This window comes from Phenylobacterium sp. (assembly GCF_037968635.1).
Classification (GTDB): domain Bacteria; phylum Pseudomonadota; class Alphaproteobacteria; order Caulobacterales; family Caulobacteraceae; genus Phenylobacterium.
Map to the genome: position 1 here is coordinate 1 of NZ_JBBKVV010000016.1, position 15,263 is coordinate 15,263.

General features: G+C 66.5%; 15 protein-coding genes. 8 read left to right on the forward strand and 7 right to left on the reverse strand.

The genetic code is table 11. From position 1 onward, the window contains the following. Positions 1–484: gluconokinase (locus tag AAC997_RS01705; protein WP_340643967.1), on the forward strand; the 484-nt coding region annotated here is incomplete at its 5' end. On the opposite strand, the gene AAC997_RS01710 is transcribed toward AAC997_RS01705, so the two are convergent. Continuing rightward, positions 459–992, reverse strand: a complete 534-nt coding sequence (locus AAC997_RS01710; RefSeq protein WP_340643968.1) for a TetR family transcriptional regulator — start codon at positions 990–992, stop codon at positions 459–461. The two genes, AAC997_RS01705 and AAC997_RS01710, sit on opposite strands and share 26 nt — an antisense overlap. A 125-nt stretch (positions 993–1,117) precedes the next feature. On the opposite strand from AAC997_RS01710, the gene AAC997_RS01715 reads away from it, so the two are divergent. Both AAC997_RS01715 and AAC997_RS01720 read left to right on the forward strand, forming a co-directional pair. After that, positions 1,118–2,149, forward strand: coding sequence for an alpha/beta hydrolase (locus AAC997_RS01715; RefSeq protein ID WP_340643969.1), 1,032 nt, complete (start codon positions 1,118–1,120; stop codon positions 2,147–2,149). 11 nt (positions 2,150–2,160) lie between these two features. After that, a complete protein-coding gene (locus AAC997_RS01720) occupies positions 2,161–3,201 on the forward strand; it encodes a hypothetical protein (protein ID WP_340643970.1) in 1,041 nt (346 codons plus the stop codon). A 75-nt stretch (positions 3,202–3,276) separates the two neighbouring features. Here the strand turns inward: AAC997_RS01720 and AAC997_RS01725 are convergent, their stop codons facing one another. From AAC997_RS01725 to ftrA, 3 genes are all read right to left on the reverse strand, one after another. Continuing rightward, positions 3,277–4,536, reverse strand: coding sequence for a type II toxin-antitoxin system HipA family toxin (locus AAC997_RS01725; protein ID WP_340643971.1), 1,260 nt, complete (start codon positions 4,534–4,536; stop codon positions 3,277–3,279). After that, on the reverse strand, positions 4,533–4,889 hold the full coding sequence (locus AAC997_RS01730) for a helix-turn-helix transcriptional regulator (RefSeq protein WP_340643972.1): 357 nt from the start codon (positions 4,887–4,889) through the stop codon (positions 4,533–4,535). Before AAC997_RS01730 ends, AAC997_RS01725 begins: the two co-directional genes overlap by 4 nt. A gap of 229 nt (positions 4,890–5,118) precedes the next feature. Next, positions 5,119–6,111 carry a transcriptional regulator FtrA gene (gene ftrA / locus AAC997_RS01735; RefSeq protein WP_340643973.1) on the reverse strand — a complete coding sequence of 331 codons (993 nt, stop codon included), beginning with the start codon at positions 6,109–6,111 and terminating at the stop codon, positions 5,119–5,121. A gap of 165 nt (positions 6,112–6,276) precedes the next feature. Here ftrA and AAC997_RS01740 point away from each other — a divergent pair, with 165 nt between their 5' ends. Beyond that, the gene (locus AAC997_RS01740) at positions 6,277–6,681 is read left to right on the forward strand and encodes a rhodanese-like domain-containing protein (protein ID WP_340643974.1); all 405 of its coding nucleotides are present in this window, start codon (positions 6,277–6,279) and stop codon (positions 6,679–6,681) included. Next, entirely contained in the window at positions 6,678–7,145 is a 468-nt protein-coding gene (locus tag AAC997_RS01745; RefSeq protein WP_340643975.1) for a GNAT family N-acetyltransferase, read from the forward strand. Before AAC997_RS01740 ends, AAC997_RS01745 begins: the two co-directional genes overlap by 4 nt. Positions 7,146–7,500: 355 nt before the next feature. Here AAC997_RS01745 and AAC997_RS01750 read toward each other — a convergent pair whose 3' ends face one another. Beyond that, on the reverse strand, positions 7,501–7,974 hold the full coding sequence (locus AAC997_RS01750; protein WP_340643976.1) for an XdhC family protein: 474 nt from the start codon (positions 7,972–7,974) through the stop codon (positions 7,501–7,503). Between the two features lie 19 nt (positions 7,975–7,993). Further along, entirely contained in the window at positions 7,994–9,847 is a 1,854-nt protein-coding gene (locus AAC997_RS01755; protein ID WP_340643977.1) for a phosphoenolpyruvate carboxykinase (GTP), read from the reverse strand. A 463-nt stretch (positions 9,848–10,310) separates the two neighbouring features. Between AAC997_RS01755 and AAC997_RS01760 the strand changes: the two genes are divergently transcribed. Continuing rightward, positions 10,311–11,453: a Fic family protein gene (locus AAC997_RS01760; RefSeq protein ID WP_340643978.1), complete on the forward strand. Its 1,143-nt coding sequence runs from the start codon at positions 10,311–10,313 to the stop codon at positions 11,451–11,453. A gap of 287 nt (positions 11,454–11,740) precedes the next feature. Here the strand turns inward: AAC997_RS01760 and AAC997_RS01765 are convergent, their stop codons facing one another. After that, entirely contained in the window at positions 11,741–14,176 is a 2,436-nt protein-coding gene (locus tag AAC997_RS01765; protein WP_340643979.1) for a TonB-dependent receptor, read from the reverse strand. A gap of 509 nt (positions 14,177–14,685) precedes the next feature. Here AAC997_RS01765 and AAC997_RS01770 point away from each other — a divergent pair. Together AAC997_RS01770 and AAC997_RS01775 are read left to right on the forward strand one after the other, a co-directional pair. Continuing rightward, positions 14,686–14,952: a type II toxin-antitoxin system prevent-host-death family antitoxin gene (locus AAC997_RS01770; protein ID WP_340643980.1), complete on the forward strand. Its 267-nt coding sequence runs from the start codon at positions 14,686–14,688 to the stop codon at positions 14,950–14,952. A gap of 5 nt (positions 14,953–14,957) precedes the next feature. Continuing rightward, a partial coding sequence (locus AAC997_RS01775) for a type II toxin-antitoxin system PemK/MazF family toxin (protein ID WP_340643981.1) occupies positions 14,958–15,263 on the forward strand: 306 nt, incomplete at its 3' end.

The window sequence follows — 15,263 nt, forward strand, 5'->3', positions numbered from 1 at the left end:
GGGCAAGTCAACCCTGACGGCGGCATTGGCCGCGCGCCTGGACTGGGCCCACCAGGATGGCGATGACCTGCACCCCCCATCGAACGTCGAGAAGATGCGGCGCGGCGAACCCCTGACCGACACCGACCGCGCGCCTTGGCTTGCAGCCGTGCGCCAATGGATCGACGACCGCCGCGCCGAGAACGCGCCCTGCCTCCTGGCCTGCTCGGCGCTGAAGCAGAGCTATCGGGAAAGCCTTCGAACCGGCCGGCCGGGCTTGAGATTCGTCTGGCTGACGGGAGATCGGGACCTCCTGCACCGGCGGCTGGCCGAACGCACCGGCCACTTCGCAGGGCCGCAGATGCTGGACAGCCAACTCCTGACCCTGGAGCCCCCGGCGTCTGAGAAGGATGTCGTCACCGTCAACATCGCCCTGCCAACCGAGCTGCAGGTCGAGCGCGTTCTGGACGCCCTGGGTTTCAGGGGTTCGTCCGCGCCAACCTGACCTCCAGCCCGTCCAGCAGGGTCTCCAGTCCGAAAGCGAAGTCCGCGTCGGAACCCGCGTTCGCACTGCGGGCCGATCCCATCACATAGCGGCCGATCGCGATCATCGCGCCGCGGGCGGCGTCCGGCGCGAAGCCTGCGGCCTCCAGGCGGCCGACCATGGCCGGGAAGCTCAGCAGCGGATTGGTCCCAGTGGGCTTGGCCGTCGCCAGGATCTCCACGCCGTCCCGCCGCGACATCGCCACCCCACGCAGGCCCCAGGCGCCAAACGACAGCCATTCGCGCCAGCCGCCGGGAAAGGCCTCGGGATCCGGTGAGGGCATGACCTGCGCCAACATCGCCTCGGCCATCTGGCTGTGCAGGTCAGCCATGCTCTTGAAGTGCCAATAGAGCGAAGGCCCCTTCACCCCCAGCTCAGCGGCGAGCCGACGGTTGCTCAAGCCCTCGATCCCGACCTCGTCCAGGAGCTTCAACGCCGCCGAGATGATCGTCGCCCGCTCGAGGGCCATGCCGTTGCTCCACGCCGGTCGAAGCCGACTTGATCACCGATGAAATAGGCGCGCAATATCTCCCTAACAGTGTTAGTGTGAAGCCACGGCGCGGAGACGCCGATCTCGGGTGGAGGAGACCTGTCTTGCTGACATCTATTTCGCGGACCGCCGCACTGCTGGGCGCTGGAGCGGTTCTGACGTTCGGATCCCAGGCCCTGGCCAAGGAGGTCGGCGGCGTCGCCTGCCAGACTCCGCCACCCTTCCATTGTGATGTGACGGGCTGCGCCGCGCCGCTGATCGCGGAGACTGGCAACGCGGTAGAGGCCGCGAGCGGGCGGAAGTTCTTCCTGGACTATCCCTGCGACCTCAAGCCCGGCGAGAAGGTCACCTTCGTTCTCAACCTCCATGGCGGAGGCTCGATCGGTAACTGGCAGCGGCACTACTTCCCCATCGTCGACCTGAAGGAAAAATACCGTCTGGTGATCGCCAGCCCCAGCGGCTCGGACTTGGGCTGGAACCCGGCCAAGGACGACGCCTATCTTCAAGCCATCGTCGAACGCGTCTATGCCGACTTCGGCGCCGCCAACATCAAGGCCTTCTGGCTGGCCGGACACTCCCTGGGCGGGCAGACCTCCAACCGTCTGCTGACCACCGCGCCCTATCGCAGCCGGCTGACCGGCTGGGTCAGCCTGTCGGGCGGGCGGCTGGGCTCGAAGCGGGAGGAGGTCCGCGCGCCCATCCCTGGCCCCGGCGGCCAACCTGCGACCCCGCCCGGCGTCCCGGCAGGCGCCCCGATGCGGCTGGCGGCGGACGCCTCGATCCTGCCGGAGTTCGCCTTCTCCCACATCTACGAGACCGGCGAGCACGAACTGACCGCAGCGGGTCTGCCGGCGACCTCGCCGTGGGCGCAGAAGCTGAAGTGCGGCGCCCAGACCCTGGGCCCGAAGATCATCGACACCCAGGCCGGCTATGTCAGCGACAGCCGTGTCCAGGCCAATCCCAACCCGATCTGGGGCGGCAAGGCCCGGCCGGGCGCGGCCCAGGTCTACCTCTATCCGACCTGCGCCGACGGCAAGGTCGTCGCCGACATCGTGCGCCTGGACAAGGGCCACACCGAGGGGCTTGAGCCCCACATCACCGAAGAGATCGTCAAGCTGATGATGGTCGCGAAATGAGGAGGCCCCCCATGAACCTGAAAACCACCCTGCCCGTCCTCGCGGGCCTGGCTCTCATCAGTCTCGCGCCTACCGCCTTCGCGGCCGACAAGGCTGGTGTGGCCTGCACGACGCCGCCGGCCATGCATTGCTCCGGCGCCGACTGCCAGGGCGCGCTGATCGGCGAAACCGGCAACACCACCGTGGGCGGCCGTAAGTTCTTCCTCGACTATCCCTGCGACCTGAAGCCGGACGAGAAGGTGGTGTTCATCCTCAACATCCACGGCGCCGGCTCCATCGGCAACTGGCAGCGGCACTACTTCCCGGCCATGGACTACAAGGAAAAGTACCGGCTGGTGATCGCCACTCCCACCGCTGCGACAACAGCCACAATGGGTCCGGGCGGCCCTGACGTGCGCATGTGGCAGCCGGCCGCCGACGACGCCCATCTGCAGACGATCACCGATCTGGTGCTCGAGCAGTTCGGCCGACAGAACATCAAGTCCTTCTGGCTGGCGGGCCACAGCCAGGGCGGCATGACCTCGCACCGGATCGTCTGTTCCGACTACTTCAAGGGCAAGGTCGACGGCCTGCTCAGCCTGTCGGGGGGCCGCATCGGCCAGGCCCCCATCGTGCCGGGCTTCGGCCCACCCCAGGCCGACGGCACGCCGCCGCCCGCCCGTCCACGCAGCTTTGGCGAAGGACCACCCCAGGCCTGCGACTTCTCCCACATCTATGAGACCGGGGAGCGCGAGATCGTCTCACTGCCGGAGACCTCGCCCTGGGCCGCGAAATACGCCTGCGCCCCGCGCGTGCGACGCCCCGACGTGATCGATGAGAAGGCCGGTTGGGTCTATGACACCGCCCGCTCGACCTATCCGGTCTGGGGTCTGAAGGCCCGGCCGGGGACGGCGCAGGTCTTCGTCTATCCCAAGTGCCAGGATGACCGGCTGGTGGCCGACGTGGTGCGTCTGGACAAGGGCCACACCGAGGGCCTGGAGCCGAAGATCACCGAGGAGCTGATCCAGATGATCGTGGCCGCACCGGGGGGTAAGGCGGCGCGCGGCGGCTAGCCCGCATCAGGCGGCGGGGCGATGGAAACCCGCCGCGCCGAAGCCGCCTTCACCGGCGCCCTTCGCGCTCGTCACTCAAGATGCCGCGAAAAACGGCCCGGAAACGTCGGCGTGAGCTGCGGCGATGGCGATCTTGGAGCGCGTCGTCACCCCGGCGTCGTCGGCGAAGCTCGACCAGCCAGCCAGCGCGGCGGACACCTCGTCAATGACCTGATCGACAGTTGCCCTGTCGTAGCCATGACGCTGACCCAGCGCCCGGACATGGGACCGGGTCGGGCGGCGGCCTTCGCCCTCGACGTCAAGATAGTGTTCGCCCCCGGGACCTGCTGAAAAGGTCAGATCGTAGGCCGGTGCGAGACGCCAGCCCCCCGCCTGGTCCATCAGGTAGCTGTGCTGGCGGACATGATCATCGCGATTGCTGGCCAGAACGTTGAAGATCATGCGCCGGAACGCCGCGGTCAGGTCACCGGCATGGCGCGTGAGCGCCAAGGTCGCTCGCAGAAATAGGTCGTAGGATGAAGGCTGCGTCCAGGGCGCCTCGATCGCGCCCCCCAAGGAAAGCATGTGGAGCCGGCGTCCAGGCTCGGGTCGGTCAAACCGACGCGTGGCGAAGTAGCCGGGGCCAGACCTCGCCGAAAGCAGCCGGTGTTCGGCGACATCCAGTCCTGCCGCCTTGGCCATCGTGGCATAGGCCGCCTCAATTGGACCGATGTCGGGAGGATCGCTGGGCGCGGCGAACTTGACAATCCAGGCGGTATGGCCCGGCGCAGCCTCGCCCTGCGCCACGGAGATCGCGCCGTTGGCATCGAAACCGACGTGAATTTTAGGCCGAGCGCCGCCCGATCCGTTGGCCAGCGTGGCCAGGGTGGTCGCCAGCGCGCTTTCGTCGCCGGCGATGATGGCCACGGCCTCAGCGGCCAAGACGTCGAGGTCCAGGGTCTCAACCTCCGGCGCGAGCGCCGTGTCGGGATGAAAGGCCATGGCGCCTCGGCCCTGCCGCCCGACCAAGGCCAGTCGGTCCAGGGGACTAAGATCCTCAAGGCGCACACCCAACTTCGCGAGCCGGCGGCGGGTGACAAGAATGCCCCACGCATCGGGCAGGCTGTCGGCGACGAAACCGTGCAGGCCCTCGAAGTCCCGGCGCCGCGCGCCATGGAGGCCAGGCTCGGGCGGATAGTGCAGGCCCGAGACCGGTAGCCGACTGGCGAGGATGTGCGGGGACCATTCCAACTGCGCAAACCCCTGCGCCATCGCCAGGCGCACCGTGGGTATCGGGGGCCGGTTTTCATCGAAGATAAGGTTGATGGCGAGAGGCGTGCCTGGGGCCAACTTCATACGCCACGCGCCCTGGTCTGTCGGGCCCGCGCCTTCTGCTGACGCAATAGCTCGTCGAGCGTCGTGGCGACAGGGGCCGGAAACAGGTCCTCCAACCCCTCCTCGCAGCGTAGCGCGACAGCGGCCTTCACCAAGTCCTGAACAGAGGCCTGCCCCATGCCTTCAAGGCGACGCCAAGTGCGGTAGTTGACGCCTGACCTTTCGGCAGCCGCCTGCTGGGTCCACCCCAAGGCCTTGCGACGCGCCCCGATGCGCCGCCCAAGATCCTGCAGAAGTTCGGAGTACGTCTTAAGCATCGGCCAAATATGGCCGATATTGTGGATGATCGCAACAATTTGGCCAAGTATGGCCAATATTCCGATGAGCTACCGCCTCCATCGTCAAGCTCTGGAGACGTCTGTACGCCTTCATTCTACACTCACGCGTCAACCTGTCTCGGCAATGCGCCCCTGTCGGTTCCCGCGAGTTTACAGCCAAAGAGACCGACAGGGGCCAGACGCCACGGCCTTTGAACCGCTTCGGTCGTCGCGCCCCGCGCGCCTGGCTGGCCAAGGCCGCAGCGGCGCGATGAGACCGCGTTCATCATGCGGCGGGGCGACAAAAGCCTGCCTGGCCGAAGCGGTCCCGGTAGGTGGCGGGGCTCAGGCCAAGCCGCTGGCGAAAGTGATGGCGCAAGGTGGTCGCCGCCCCGAAGCCGCTTTCAGCCGCGACCTGCTCGATGCTGAGATCGGTGGTCTCCAGGAGGTCGCGGGCGCGGTCGACCCGGGCCGCCACAAGCCAGGCGCCCGGCGCGACCCCGGTGGCCTCCTGGAACCGGCGAATGAACGTGCGTTCGCTCATCGCCGCACGCGACGCCAGGTCCCGGATGCTGGGGGCGTCGCGGAGGTCTTCCTGAAGTTCCGCGATCAATTGGGAGAGCCGCCCTCCTGCGGTCTGCGGCAAAGGGCGTTCGATGAACTGGGCCTGGCCACCGTCCCGATGCGGCGCGATCACCAGCCGGCGGGCCACCTGGTTGGCGACCCGCGCCCCGAAGTCCCGGCGCACCAGGTGCAGGCATAGATCCAGCCCCGCGGCGCTGCCGGCGGAGGTGAGGATCTGGCCCTCGTCGACATAGAGGACGTTGGGATCCACCTCGATGCGGGGGTAACAATCGCGCAGGATTTCGGCATAGCGCCAGTGCGTGGTCGCACGGCGGCCGTCCAGCAAGCCGGCCGCGGCAAGCACAAACACGCCTGAGCAGATCGTCACCAGCCGCGCCCCGCCTGCGTGGGCGGCGCGTAGCGCGGTCACGAGTTCGGGGCTGGGCAGGACATCGGGGCCCTTCCAGCCCGGCACGATCACCGTTCCCGCCCCCTGCAGCGCTTCCAGACCGCCAGACGCCTGGACCTGCAGTCCGCCCATCGCCCGTATCGGTCCCGGATCCACCGAAGCCGTGGCGAAGCTGTACCAGTCGGGGCCGACCTCGGGGCGCGGCAGGCCGAACACCTCGGCGGCGCAGCCGAACTCGAAGCTGCAAAGGTTGTCGTAGACCAGGGCGACCACGCGCCGGTTGAGGGGCCTTAGCTCTTGGGCCATCGGGTCTCGTCTCCTTCGCACCAGCCTTAGGCGGACGCCGCCACGCCTGGCGACCGGGCGCGAGGCATTTGGCGTGATCTTAGCGAAGCTTGGCGATCGTGCCGATTGTGATCAGGACCCGTGCGTCAGACTCTGAGGCGACGCTTACAGAGGAGACGTTCCGCCATGACCAACGCCGTGACCCAGGTTCCCGCCGCTGACCCCCAGGACGCGTTGGAGCACTTCGAACGCGAGTTCGCCTATGAGACCGACTGCTGGGATGTTCACGAGGCGCAGGCGTCGGGCAATCCGGGCTTTGTGCTCCTGGATGTCCGCGGCCCCGCCCTCTTCGCCAAGGGGCACGTGCCCGGCGCGACCAACCTGCCGCACGGCAAGATCATCGCCTCGCGCATGGACACCTATCCCGCCGATACGCTCTTCGTCGTCTACTGCGCGGGGACACACTGCAACGGCGCGGCGCGGGGCGCCGTCAGGCTCGCCAGGCTTGGCCGTCAGGTGAAGCGGATGGACGGTGGTGTGACGGGCTGGATCGACGAGGGGTTCGATCTGGCCATCACCGTCTCCGCGTGACGACCCGGCCCGAGGCGCGCATACGCCCCGTCACCCCAGGCGACCTCACCGGTCTCCTCGGCCTGATGGCCGAGCACGCCGCCTTCGAGCGAGGCCAGGCGTCTGTGCAACCGTGGCAGTTGTCGCGCGCCCTCTTCGAGCCGCCCGCGCGGCTGTTCGGCTGGGTGGCCTGCGACGGTGCTGACCTGCTGGGCTACGCCGCCGCCAGCCGCGAGTTCAGCGCTTGGCGGGGCGATGAGCACCTGCACATGGACGGCTTGTTCGTGAGCGCGGCGGCCAGGAACCGCGGCCTGGGCGCGCGATTGGTCGAGGCGGTCGTCGGTTTCGCGCGCACGGCGGGCCTGCCGGAGATTCAATGGCAGACGCCTGCCTGGAACCTCGACGCGACACGCTTCTACGAACGGCTGGGCGCGGTCGGGAAAGAGAAAGTGCGGTTCTCGTTCGATTGCAGTCCGGCGCGCTAAGGTCGCCGCCCCGCAGGTCGAGATGGCCGAGGTCAGACGGCGATCACGGCCGCCTGCGGTGGCGGTCAGGGCGATGATCGCTCAGGATCGCGGGGGCGCCACAGGCGGCCCTGATGAACGAGCGCCAAGGCGGTGGCATACCCGTCGAACATCGCCACAGCCATGTCGGTGGCGCGGTCGAAGACGGGCTGAGAACTCGCCGATCCGAACGGAAGACCGCGGGGAGAAGGACTATGACTGAACACCCTGACGCACTTCCTTCCCGATCCTGGGCAAGTCCATGAATGGGGTGACTAATTCGGCGTTCACCGACACGGCGGCGGGTGCGCCGCGTCGTCGCGTGACTGCGACGCCGCTACTGCGCGCTGTCTTCCTGCAGAACCTGAAGCACCTGGGCCGCCACGGAGACGGCGATCACTTCTGGCGCGCGGCCATGCAGGTCCGGAATTCCGATCGGGCATCGTAGCCGGCCGATCTGTTCAGCAGGCAAGCCGGCGTCGGCCAGGCTCGACAGGATTTCATCGCGCTTCTTGCGGGAGCCGATCATGCCGCAATACCGGAAGCGGCCCGAGGTCAGAACCGCCTGGGCGATGCGACCGTCCAGCTCGTGACTGGCGCTGGCGATCAAGGCGTAGTCACCATCTTCGAGGCATCCGGCGACCTCGACCAGTTCATCCTCGCCGAGGATCGTGGCGTGGCCCCCGTTGTGAGGCCGGGTGTCGTAGGTCTCCACCTCGAAGGGTAGCAGGGCGAACTGGCGGGCGAAGGCAGCGCCGGCTGGCCCCGCGCCGAAGATGGCCAGGCGTGGTCGGCGGGGCGGCAAGGTCATGTCGCGCCCCGCCTCTAGCCTATTCCGCGACCATCATGGCCGGACGGGCGGCCTGGGCCAGCCGGCTGACCAGCGCCTCGTACTCGCCCCAAAGCGCCTTGGGCATGTGGTCGCCGAATTTCTCGTAGGCCGGAGGGATCAGGGCCGCCTCCTCCTGCCAGACCACCGGATCGACGGTGAGCAGCAGGTCGAGCTGCGCCTGGGTCAGGCTGAGGCCGGAGAGGTCCAGGCTGTCCTGGGTCGGCACCCGGCCGATGGGGGTGTCGACGGCCGCGGCGGCGCCCTCAAGGCGGCCGAAGATCCACTTCAGGACGCGGCTGTTGTCACCGAAGCCGGGCCAGACGAACTTGCCTTTCTCGTCCTTGCGGAACCAGTTGACGAAATAGATGCGCGGCAGCTTCGAGGCGTCAGCCTTGGCGCCCATCTTCAGCCAGTGATCGAAATAATCGCCCATGTTATAGCCGCAGAAGGGCAACATGGCGAAGGGATCGCGGCGCAGCTCGCCGATCTTGTTCTCCGCCGCTGCGGTGCCTTCCGAGGCGACGTTGGAGGCCATGAAGACGCCGTGGGCCCAGTCGAAGGCCTCGGTTACCAGCGGCACGGCGCTGGCGCGGCGGCCGCCGAACAGGATGGCCGAGATCGGCACGCCCTTGGGGTCTTCCCACTCCGGCGCGATCACCGGGCATTGGGCCGCGGGCACCGTGAAGCGGGCGTTGGGGTGGGCGGCCGGTTCGCCGCTCTGCGGCGACCAGGGGCGGCCCTTCCAGTCGGTGAGGCCTTCCGGCGGCGTGTCGGTGAGGCCTTCCCACCAGACGTCGCCGTCGGCGGTCAGGGCGACATTGGTGAAGACGCTGTTGGAATGCAGCGAGTCCACCGCGTTCTTGTTGGTCACAACGCCGGTGCCTGGCGCCACGCCGAAGAAGCCGGCTTCCGGGTTGATGGCGTAGAGCTGGCCGTCGTCGCCGAAGCGCATCCAGCAGATGTCGTCGCCGATGGTCTCAGCCTTCCAGCCGGGAAGCGTCGGCTGCAGCATGGCCATGTTGGTCTTGCCGCACGCGCTGGGGAAGGCCGCGGCGATGTAGCGGGCGACGCCCTGGGGCGAGGTCAGCTTCAGGATCAGCATATGCTCGGCGAACCACCCCTCGTCGCGGGCCATCACCGAGGCGATGCGCAGAGCGAAGCACTTCTTGCCCAGCAGGGCGTTGCCGCCATAGCCCGAGCCATAGGACCAGATCTCCCGGCTTTCCGGGAAGTGGACGATGTACTTGATCTCGTTGCAGGGCCAGGCGACGTCAGCCTGACCGTCGGCCAGCGGCATGCCCACAGAGTGCAGGGCCGGGACGAAGAAGCCGTCGTCGCCGATCTCCTTCAGCGCGCCGGCGCCCATGCGGGTCATCACGCGCATGGAGATGGCCACATAGGCGCTGTCGGTGATCTCGACGCCCAGCTGGCTGATCTTGGAGCCCAGCGGGCCCATGCTGAAGGGCACCACGTACATGGTGCGGCCCTTCATGCAGCCCTTGAACAGGTCCTGCAGATCGGCCCGCATCTCGGTGGGGTCGAGCCAGTTGTTGGTGGGGCCGGCGTCTTCCTCCTTCTGCGAGCAGATGAAGGTGCGGCTCTCGACCCGGGCGACGTCGCGGGGATCCGACGCCGCGAAGAAGGAGTTGGGCCGCTTGGCGGGGTTCAAGGGTTTCAGCGTGCCACCGGCCACCAGCTCAGAGGTCAGCGCAGTCCATTCCGCATCGGAGCCGTCGCACCAGTAGACCCGGTCAGGCTGGGTCAGGGCGGCGGTCTGCTCCACCCAGGCGATCAGCTTGGCGTGCTTGGTCGGTGCGGGGAAAAGCCCCGGAATAGTCGTGGTGGCGGTCAAAGCGAAACTCCCCAGCCGGCCCCAGGCGCTGCAGCGCCCCAATATGGGTCCGATCCCTAATGAACCAAATTCTAAATGGCGAGAGCGCCAAAGCAAAGGCGGCGCCGAAAACTGTTGTTAAGCCGCCTCATACGCCGGGTCAGCCGCAAAACGTCGCCAGGCAAAGGTTTATAAATATGATAAATTTGTCATTACAATGCCCAGGTCCTGCAAAAGCAGAGCAGAGGAATTGAACTCGCCGGAAATAATGACACCGGTGTCTATCGATACAGGTCTTAAGGAAGGCCCCCCACCTCGATCGTGCTCTCGCGGCCTTAGGTCGGGCGAACACTGGCTGAGTGACGCCCCTGACTCCGAAGGTCCGACGAGCCGAGCCGCTCACCGCACGGGGCAGGAGGCTGACGCGGCTTTTATCGCTCATTCATGGTCGATTATTGATCGACAACAAGACTCTATATCGATCATGCATTGGAACTGGCAGCAGGACGACTGGCCCAGCTTCTCCTGGGACGCCCTTCGGCTCCAGAAAGCCGAGACGACATATCTTGAAGGCGCCGGCATCGCCATCGGTGTTTCGAAGCACCTGGGCGAGGATGATCGCATCGCCCTCAATGTCGAGTTGATGAGTCACGAAGCCATGGACACCTCGGCCATCGAGGGCGAGGTGCTCGACCGCGACAGCGTGCAATCTTCGATTCGCCGACACCTGGGGCTTGCTAGCGACCAACGCCGGGCCAAGCCGGCCGAGGCCGGAATCGCTGAGATGATGGTCGATCTCTATCAGCGCGTTGGTGAACCGCTGCGGGAGTCCACCCTCCATCAGTGGCATCGGCTGGTAGCCAACGGCCGCACCGATCTTGCGGACATCGGAAAATTCAGGACCGGTGGCGACCCGATGCAAATCGTGTCTGGCCCCCTCCATCGGCCAAGGGTTCATTTCGAGGCCCCACCCGCGGCACAGGTCCGCCGGGAGATGGACCGGCTGTTGGCATGGATGAGACAAAGCCAACCCGATGGCCCCTCGCCCCTCCCCGCGCTCACGCGCGCGGGGTTGGCTCATATCTGGTTTGAGAGCATCCATCCCTACGAAGACGGCAACGGCCGATTCGGCCGGGCCATCAGCGAAAAACTGCTCGCCCAGAGCCTGCCCACGCCTGCGGTGACCGGCATGGCGAGCACGCTCTTGGCCCACCGCAAAGCCTATTACGCCGCACTTGAACGCGCCCATGGGACGCTGGAGGTCACTGATTGGCTCCTATGGTTCGCAGCCAAGGCGATTGAAGCCCAGCGGCGGACACTGCGGAGGGTTGAGTTTGTGCTGGCCAAGGCACGTACAATGGACATCCTTCGCGGCCAGCTCAACGTCCGCCAAGAGCGGGCGTTACTGCGGCTGTTCGCGGCAGGGCCAGACGGTTTCGTCGGCGGGCTCAGCGCCGCCAACTACATGAGCATCACAAGCGCCCCCCCCGCGACCACGACACGTGATCTGGCCGCTCTCGTCAGCATCGGCGCCCTGTTGCGGACCGGTGAGCACAAAGCCACGCGCTACCGCCTCAACATCGCAATCGATCCGCTCGCGCCGGTCGATCTCGCAGACCTTGGCTGACGTCCTCTCGCAGCACACCTCCAGCGACCCATCCCGAAAGCTGAAAACCTCATCGTCGCCCAGAACCAAGACTTGGCCACCAGCGACCGGAACACCCGCGCCGCGCCGCAGATGGCTGCGTATCGGCCCTCTAACGCCGCGACCGACCCTTCTTCCTGGACATCCTGGCCGAGATCGCCAACTGGGGGCCAAGCTCTAGGTCGGCCCTTGCCAGCCCATCGCTCGAAAGAAAAAGGGCGCGACGTTTGACACGCCGCGCCCTCCAGTTACTCAGCCGAGGCTGTCGGCTACCACTTGTAGCTCAGGCGGCTGTAGACGAAGCGGCCGTTGAAGCCGAAGGGCGAGTAGCCCGGGAAGCCGATAGAGCCGGTCGCGCCATTGACGCTGGTCGGCGTGGACCGCGGATATTCGTCGAGGATGTTGTTGGCGCCCAGCGCCACGGTCACGCCCATCGGGAAGGTGTATCGCCCCTCCAGATCCACCAGGGTCGCCCGGCCCGTGCCGATGTCGAAGGCCGGGTTGTTGCTGGGTGAGAGGACGCCGTCATAATCGGTGACCTTGGTGCTGATGGCCACATTGTTGCGGGTCCAGTCGGCCCCGAACACCAGCTTGCGTTCCGGAGTTCCCTCTTCGTAGGTCAGGCGATTGGCCCGGTCGAACAGGAAGGCCGGCTGCGCCAGGGCCGACAGGGTCGGCAGGGCGGGGGTCTTGGTCACTTCCGTGGAATTGAAGTTGGCCGCCGCGGTCAGGTCCAGGCGGCTGTCGCCCAGGTCGAAGTGGTAGCGGGCGACGACGTCGACGCCCTTGGTGGTGGTGTCCACGCCGTTGATGAAGAAGCGCGCGGCGCTGACGCCGAACGGGGTCAACAGGGCGGTGATCGCCGCCGAGGTCGCCGCAGGCGTGTTGGTGTTGGGCAGGTTTTCCGACAGGACGATGCGGTTTTCCAGGTCGATCTGGTAGGCGTCGACGGTCAATTCGAAGGCGCCGGCGCGGTAAACCACGCCGAGCGAGTAGTTGACCGAGGTCTCAGGTTCCAGCGGCTTGGCGCCGAGCGCGCGGGCCACGGGGCTGGACACCGGGAAGGTGCCGACCTCAATCAGCTGGAAGGTCGTGCCCACCAGCACGTTGTTGGTGGAGGTGTAGGTGAAGTACTGCTGCTGCAGGGCCGGGGCCTTGAAGCCGGTGGAAACCGCGCCGCGCAGGGCGAAGGCGTCGTTGAAGTCGTAACGCAGGGCCAGCTTGCCCGTGCCCTTGCCGCCGAAGTCCGAATAATCCTCGTAACGGCCGGCGATGTCGAAGCCGAACTTCTCGGTCAGCTTGCCTTCCAGGTCGACATAGACCGCGTAGTTGTGGCGCGAGACATCCACCTCATTGGCGGGGCGGAAGCCCGGGAAGCCCTGCGACACGCCCGCCTTGGTGGGATCGGGGCCCACCGTGTAGGACGCCGCCTCGCCTGCGCCGATCCCGAAGGACTCGTCGCGGTACTCAAGGCCGCCCGCCACGTTGAGCGGCTCCACCAGACCGACGTCGAAGGTGCGCGAGAGGTTCAGGTCGACGATCCACTGGCTGTATTCCAGCGACCCGGCCCTGAAGGTCCGCGGCGAGGCCGCGCCATAGGAGGCGTTGATCGAGTTCACGACCGTGTAGTCCAGCTCGTTCTTGCCGTAATTGGCCGACAGATCGACATTCCAGCCGGCCGCCTCGCCCTTGATCCCACCCTGGACGGTGATGTCCTTGATCTCGGTTTCGATCTGCGGAAGGAAGCCGCCCGGATAGACGGCGGCCACGTTGTTGGCGTTGTTGTAGGCGCGCGCGGTGGCCGCGGCGTTGGTGTCGCGGTGCTGGTAGCCGGCGAAGCCATAGACCGACCAGGTGTCGTTCAGGGGCAGGCCCGCATTGGCGAACAGCGTGTAGCTCTCCACCTTCGGATCGCCGTAGCGGCCGATGATGCGGCCGGGGTTGTACAGCGGCAGGGCGACGCGGTCGGCATAGTCCGAACGGTTGGTGGCGTTGCGCTTCACATATTCTCCCGACACCGTCAGGAAGCCGCCGTCGCCGAGGCCGAAGCCCTGCCAGGCGGCAAAGGACTGGGTGACGCCGTCTTTGGCGTCGCGCTTGCCACGCGCCGTGCGCACTGTGGTGTCGTAGACGCCGTAGTTGAAGGTGGCGCCGCCGCCCGACGCGGCTTCGCGCAGGCGGATGTTCATGACACCGGCGATGGCGTCGGCGCCGTACTGGGCCGAGGCGCCGTCGCGCAGGACCTCGACGCGGTCGACGGTCACGGTGGGGATGGTGTTGAGGTCGAAGGCTGTCGAACCGCGGCCGATGGAGCCGTTCACGGCCACCAGGGCCGAAACGTGGCCGCGCATGCCGTTGACGAGAACCAGGGTCTGGTCCGGCGCCAGGCCGCGCAGGGTGGCCGGACGCACATGGTCGGTGCCGTCGGTGATGGCGGGGCGCGGGAAGTCCAGCGCGGGCGTCAGGTTGGCCAGCGCCTGGGCCAGTTCGGTGGAAGCGCCTTGGCGGCTGATGGCCTCGGCGCCGATGACATCGACGGGGGCCAGGGTGTCCAGCCGCGAACGGCCCACGGTGCGGGTGCCGGTGACCACCAGCTCCTCGACATTGGCCTCACCCGAGGCGGACACGGAGGTCTGGGCGGTGGCGGCGCCGGCCCAGAGGGCGGCGGCGGAGGCGGCGACGAAGAGCAGAGAGCGGTAGCGCATTTGGAAACCCCAAGATCATCCGGACAAATCGGAAAGTTGAGGGCTTCTAGTCCTTCGCGCTCCGATTTAGGGGCGTATTTTTGCAACGCCCGTCAAAATCTTCTCGCACTTGCGATACGGTCAAGCTTGAGTATGCAAAATTGTCCGTCCGATCGGACATTCAGTTCCAGCCTGTTTCCGCCAGAATTCAATCGCGCTCCGCACATATTTCGAGACATGGAGGCTTTCTCGAGTCTGGCGCTCTGGAGTCGCAGACCCGGTGGAGTCTGGAAAACGATACCTCCAGCGGCGCCAATGTTCGAGTGAACGCCTTCAGCGACGCTCTGTCTGGAACCGGCTCAACTCCGCGATAGCGCAGATGATGTGGTATCATGCGAGTAATGCATCCACTTGGATGAGCCTGTAGCCCGTGACGCATCTGGATCGGGCCAGCCGCACCGACGTCGGAAGCGAAGATCGGCTTGACGTGAGCGCGGAAAATCCGCATTTTGCGGACTTCGGAGGTCGCCATGCTCGAAGTCACCGCAACCGAAATTGCCAAGCGCTTCTCACAATATCGCCAGGCGGCTCAACGGGAGCCCGTCGCGGTGACGCACCACAACCGCGTCACTGAGGTCCTGATGTCGAAACACGACTACGACGAATTCGTACGGCTCAAGAGCTTGGCCACCCGCGCCCAATGGGCCCACGAACTGTCGACGGAGTCGTTGACGGCGCTCTCCGAAGCGCGCGTCGATCCCGTGCATGACTACCTCGACGCCCTGCTGGACGATTAGGCGCCGTGGCCCTTCCGAAGCCGGATGTCGGTCTCGTCATCCGGTTCAACTATCTCTGGCGACGTGAACGCGACCAAGGCCGCGACAACGCGCGCCACCCGCGTCCTTGCGCGATCATCCTGTCGCATCGGCGCGCTGCCGATGGGCTGACGATCGTCATGGTCGCGCCGATCACCCACTCCGCGCCAACCGCCGACGAACAGGCCTTGGAGATTCCGCTGAGGGTGAAGGACCACCTAGGTCTTGACGATGCGCGATCCTGGGTCGTCACCGACGAAGTCAACGAGTTCGCTTGGCCCGGCTTTGACCTC

Excerpts from the sequence above, each read along its gene's own strand:
- AAC997_RS01710 (WP_340643968.1), bottom strand. The coding sequence starts at position 992 with ATGGCCCTCGAGCGGGCGACGATCATCTCGGCGGCGTTGAAGCTCCTG.
- AAC997_RS01720 (WP_340643970.1), top strand. The coding sequence starts at position 2,161 with ATGAACCTGAAAACCACCCTGCCCGTCCTCGCGGGCCTGGCTCTCATC.
- AAC997_RS01725 (WP_340643971.1), bottom strand. The coding sequence starts at position 4,536 with ATGAAGTTGGCCCCAGGCACGCCTCTCGCCATCAACCTTATCTTCGAT.
- ftrA (WP_340643973.1), bottom strand. The coding sequence starts at position 6,111 with ATGGCCCAAGAGCTAAGGCCCCTCAACCGGCGCGTGGTCGCCCTGGTC.
- AAC997_RS01740 (WP_340643974.1), top strand. The coding sequence starts at position 6,277 with ATGACCAACGCCGTGACCCAGGTTCCCGCCGCTGACCCCCAGGACGCG.
- AAC997_RS01750 (WP_340643976.1), bottom strand. The coding sequence starts at position 7,974 with ATGACCTTGCCGCCCCGCCGACCACGCCTGGCCATCTTCGGCGCGGGG.
- AAC997_RS01760 (WP_340643978.1), top strand. The coding sequence starts at position 10,311 with ATGCATTGGAACTGGCAGCAGGACGACTGGCCCAGCTTCTCCTGGGAC.
- AAC997_RS01765 (WP_340643979.1), bottom strand. The coding sequence starts at position 14,176 with ATGCGCTACCGCTCTCTGCTCTTCGTCGCCGCCTCCGCCGCCGCCCTC.
- AAC997_RS01770 (WP_340643980.1), top strand. The coding sequence starts at position 14,686 with ATGCTCGAAGTCACCGCAACCGAAATTGCCAAGCGCTTCTCACAATAT.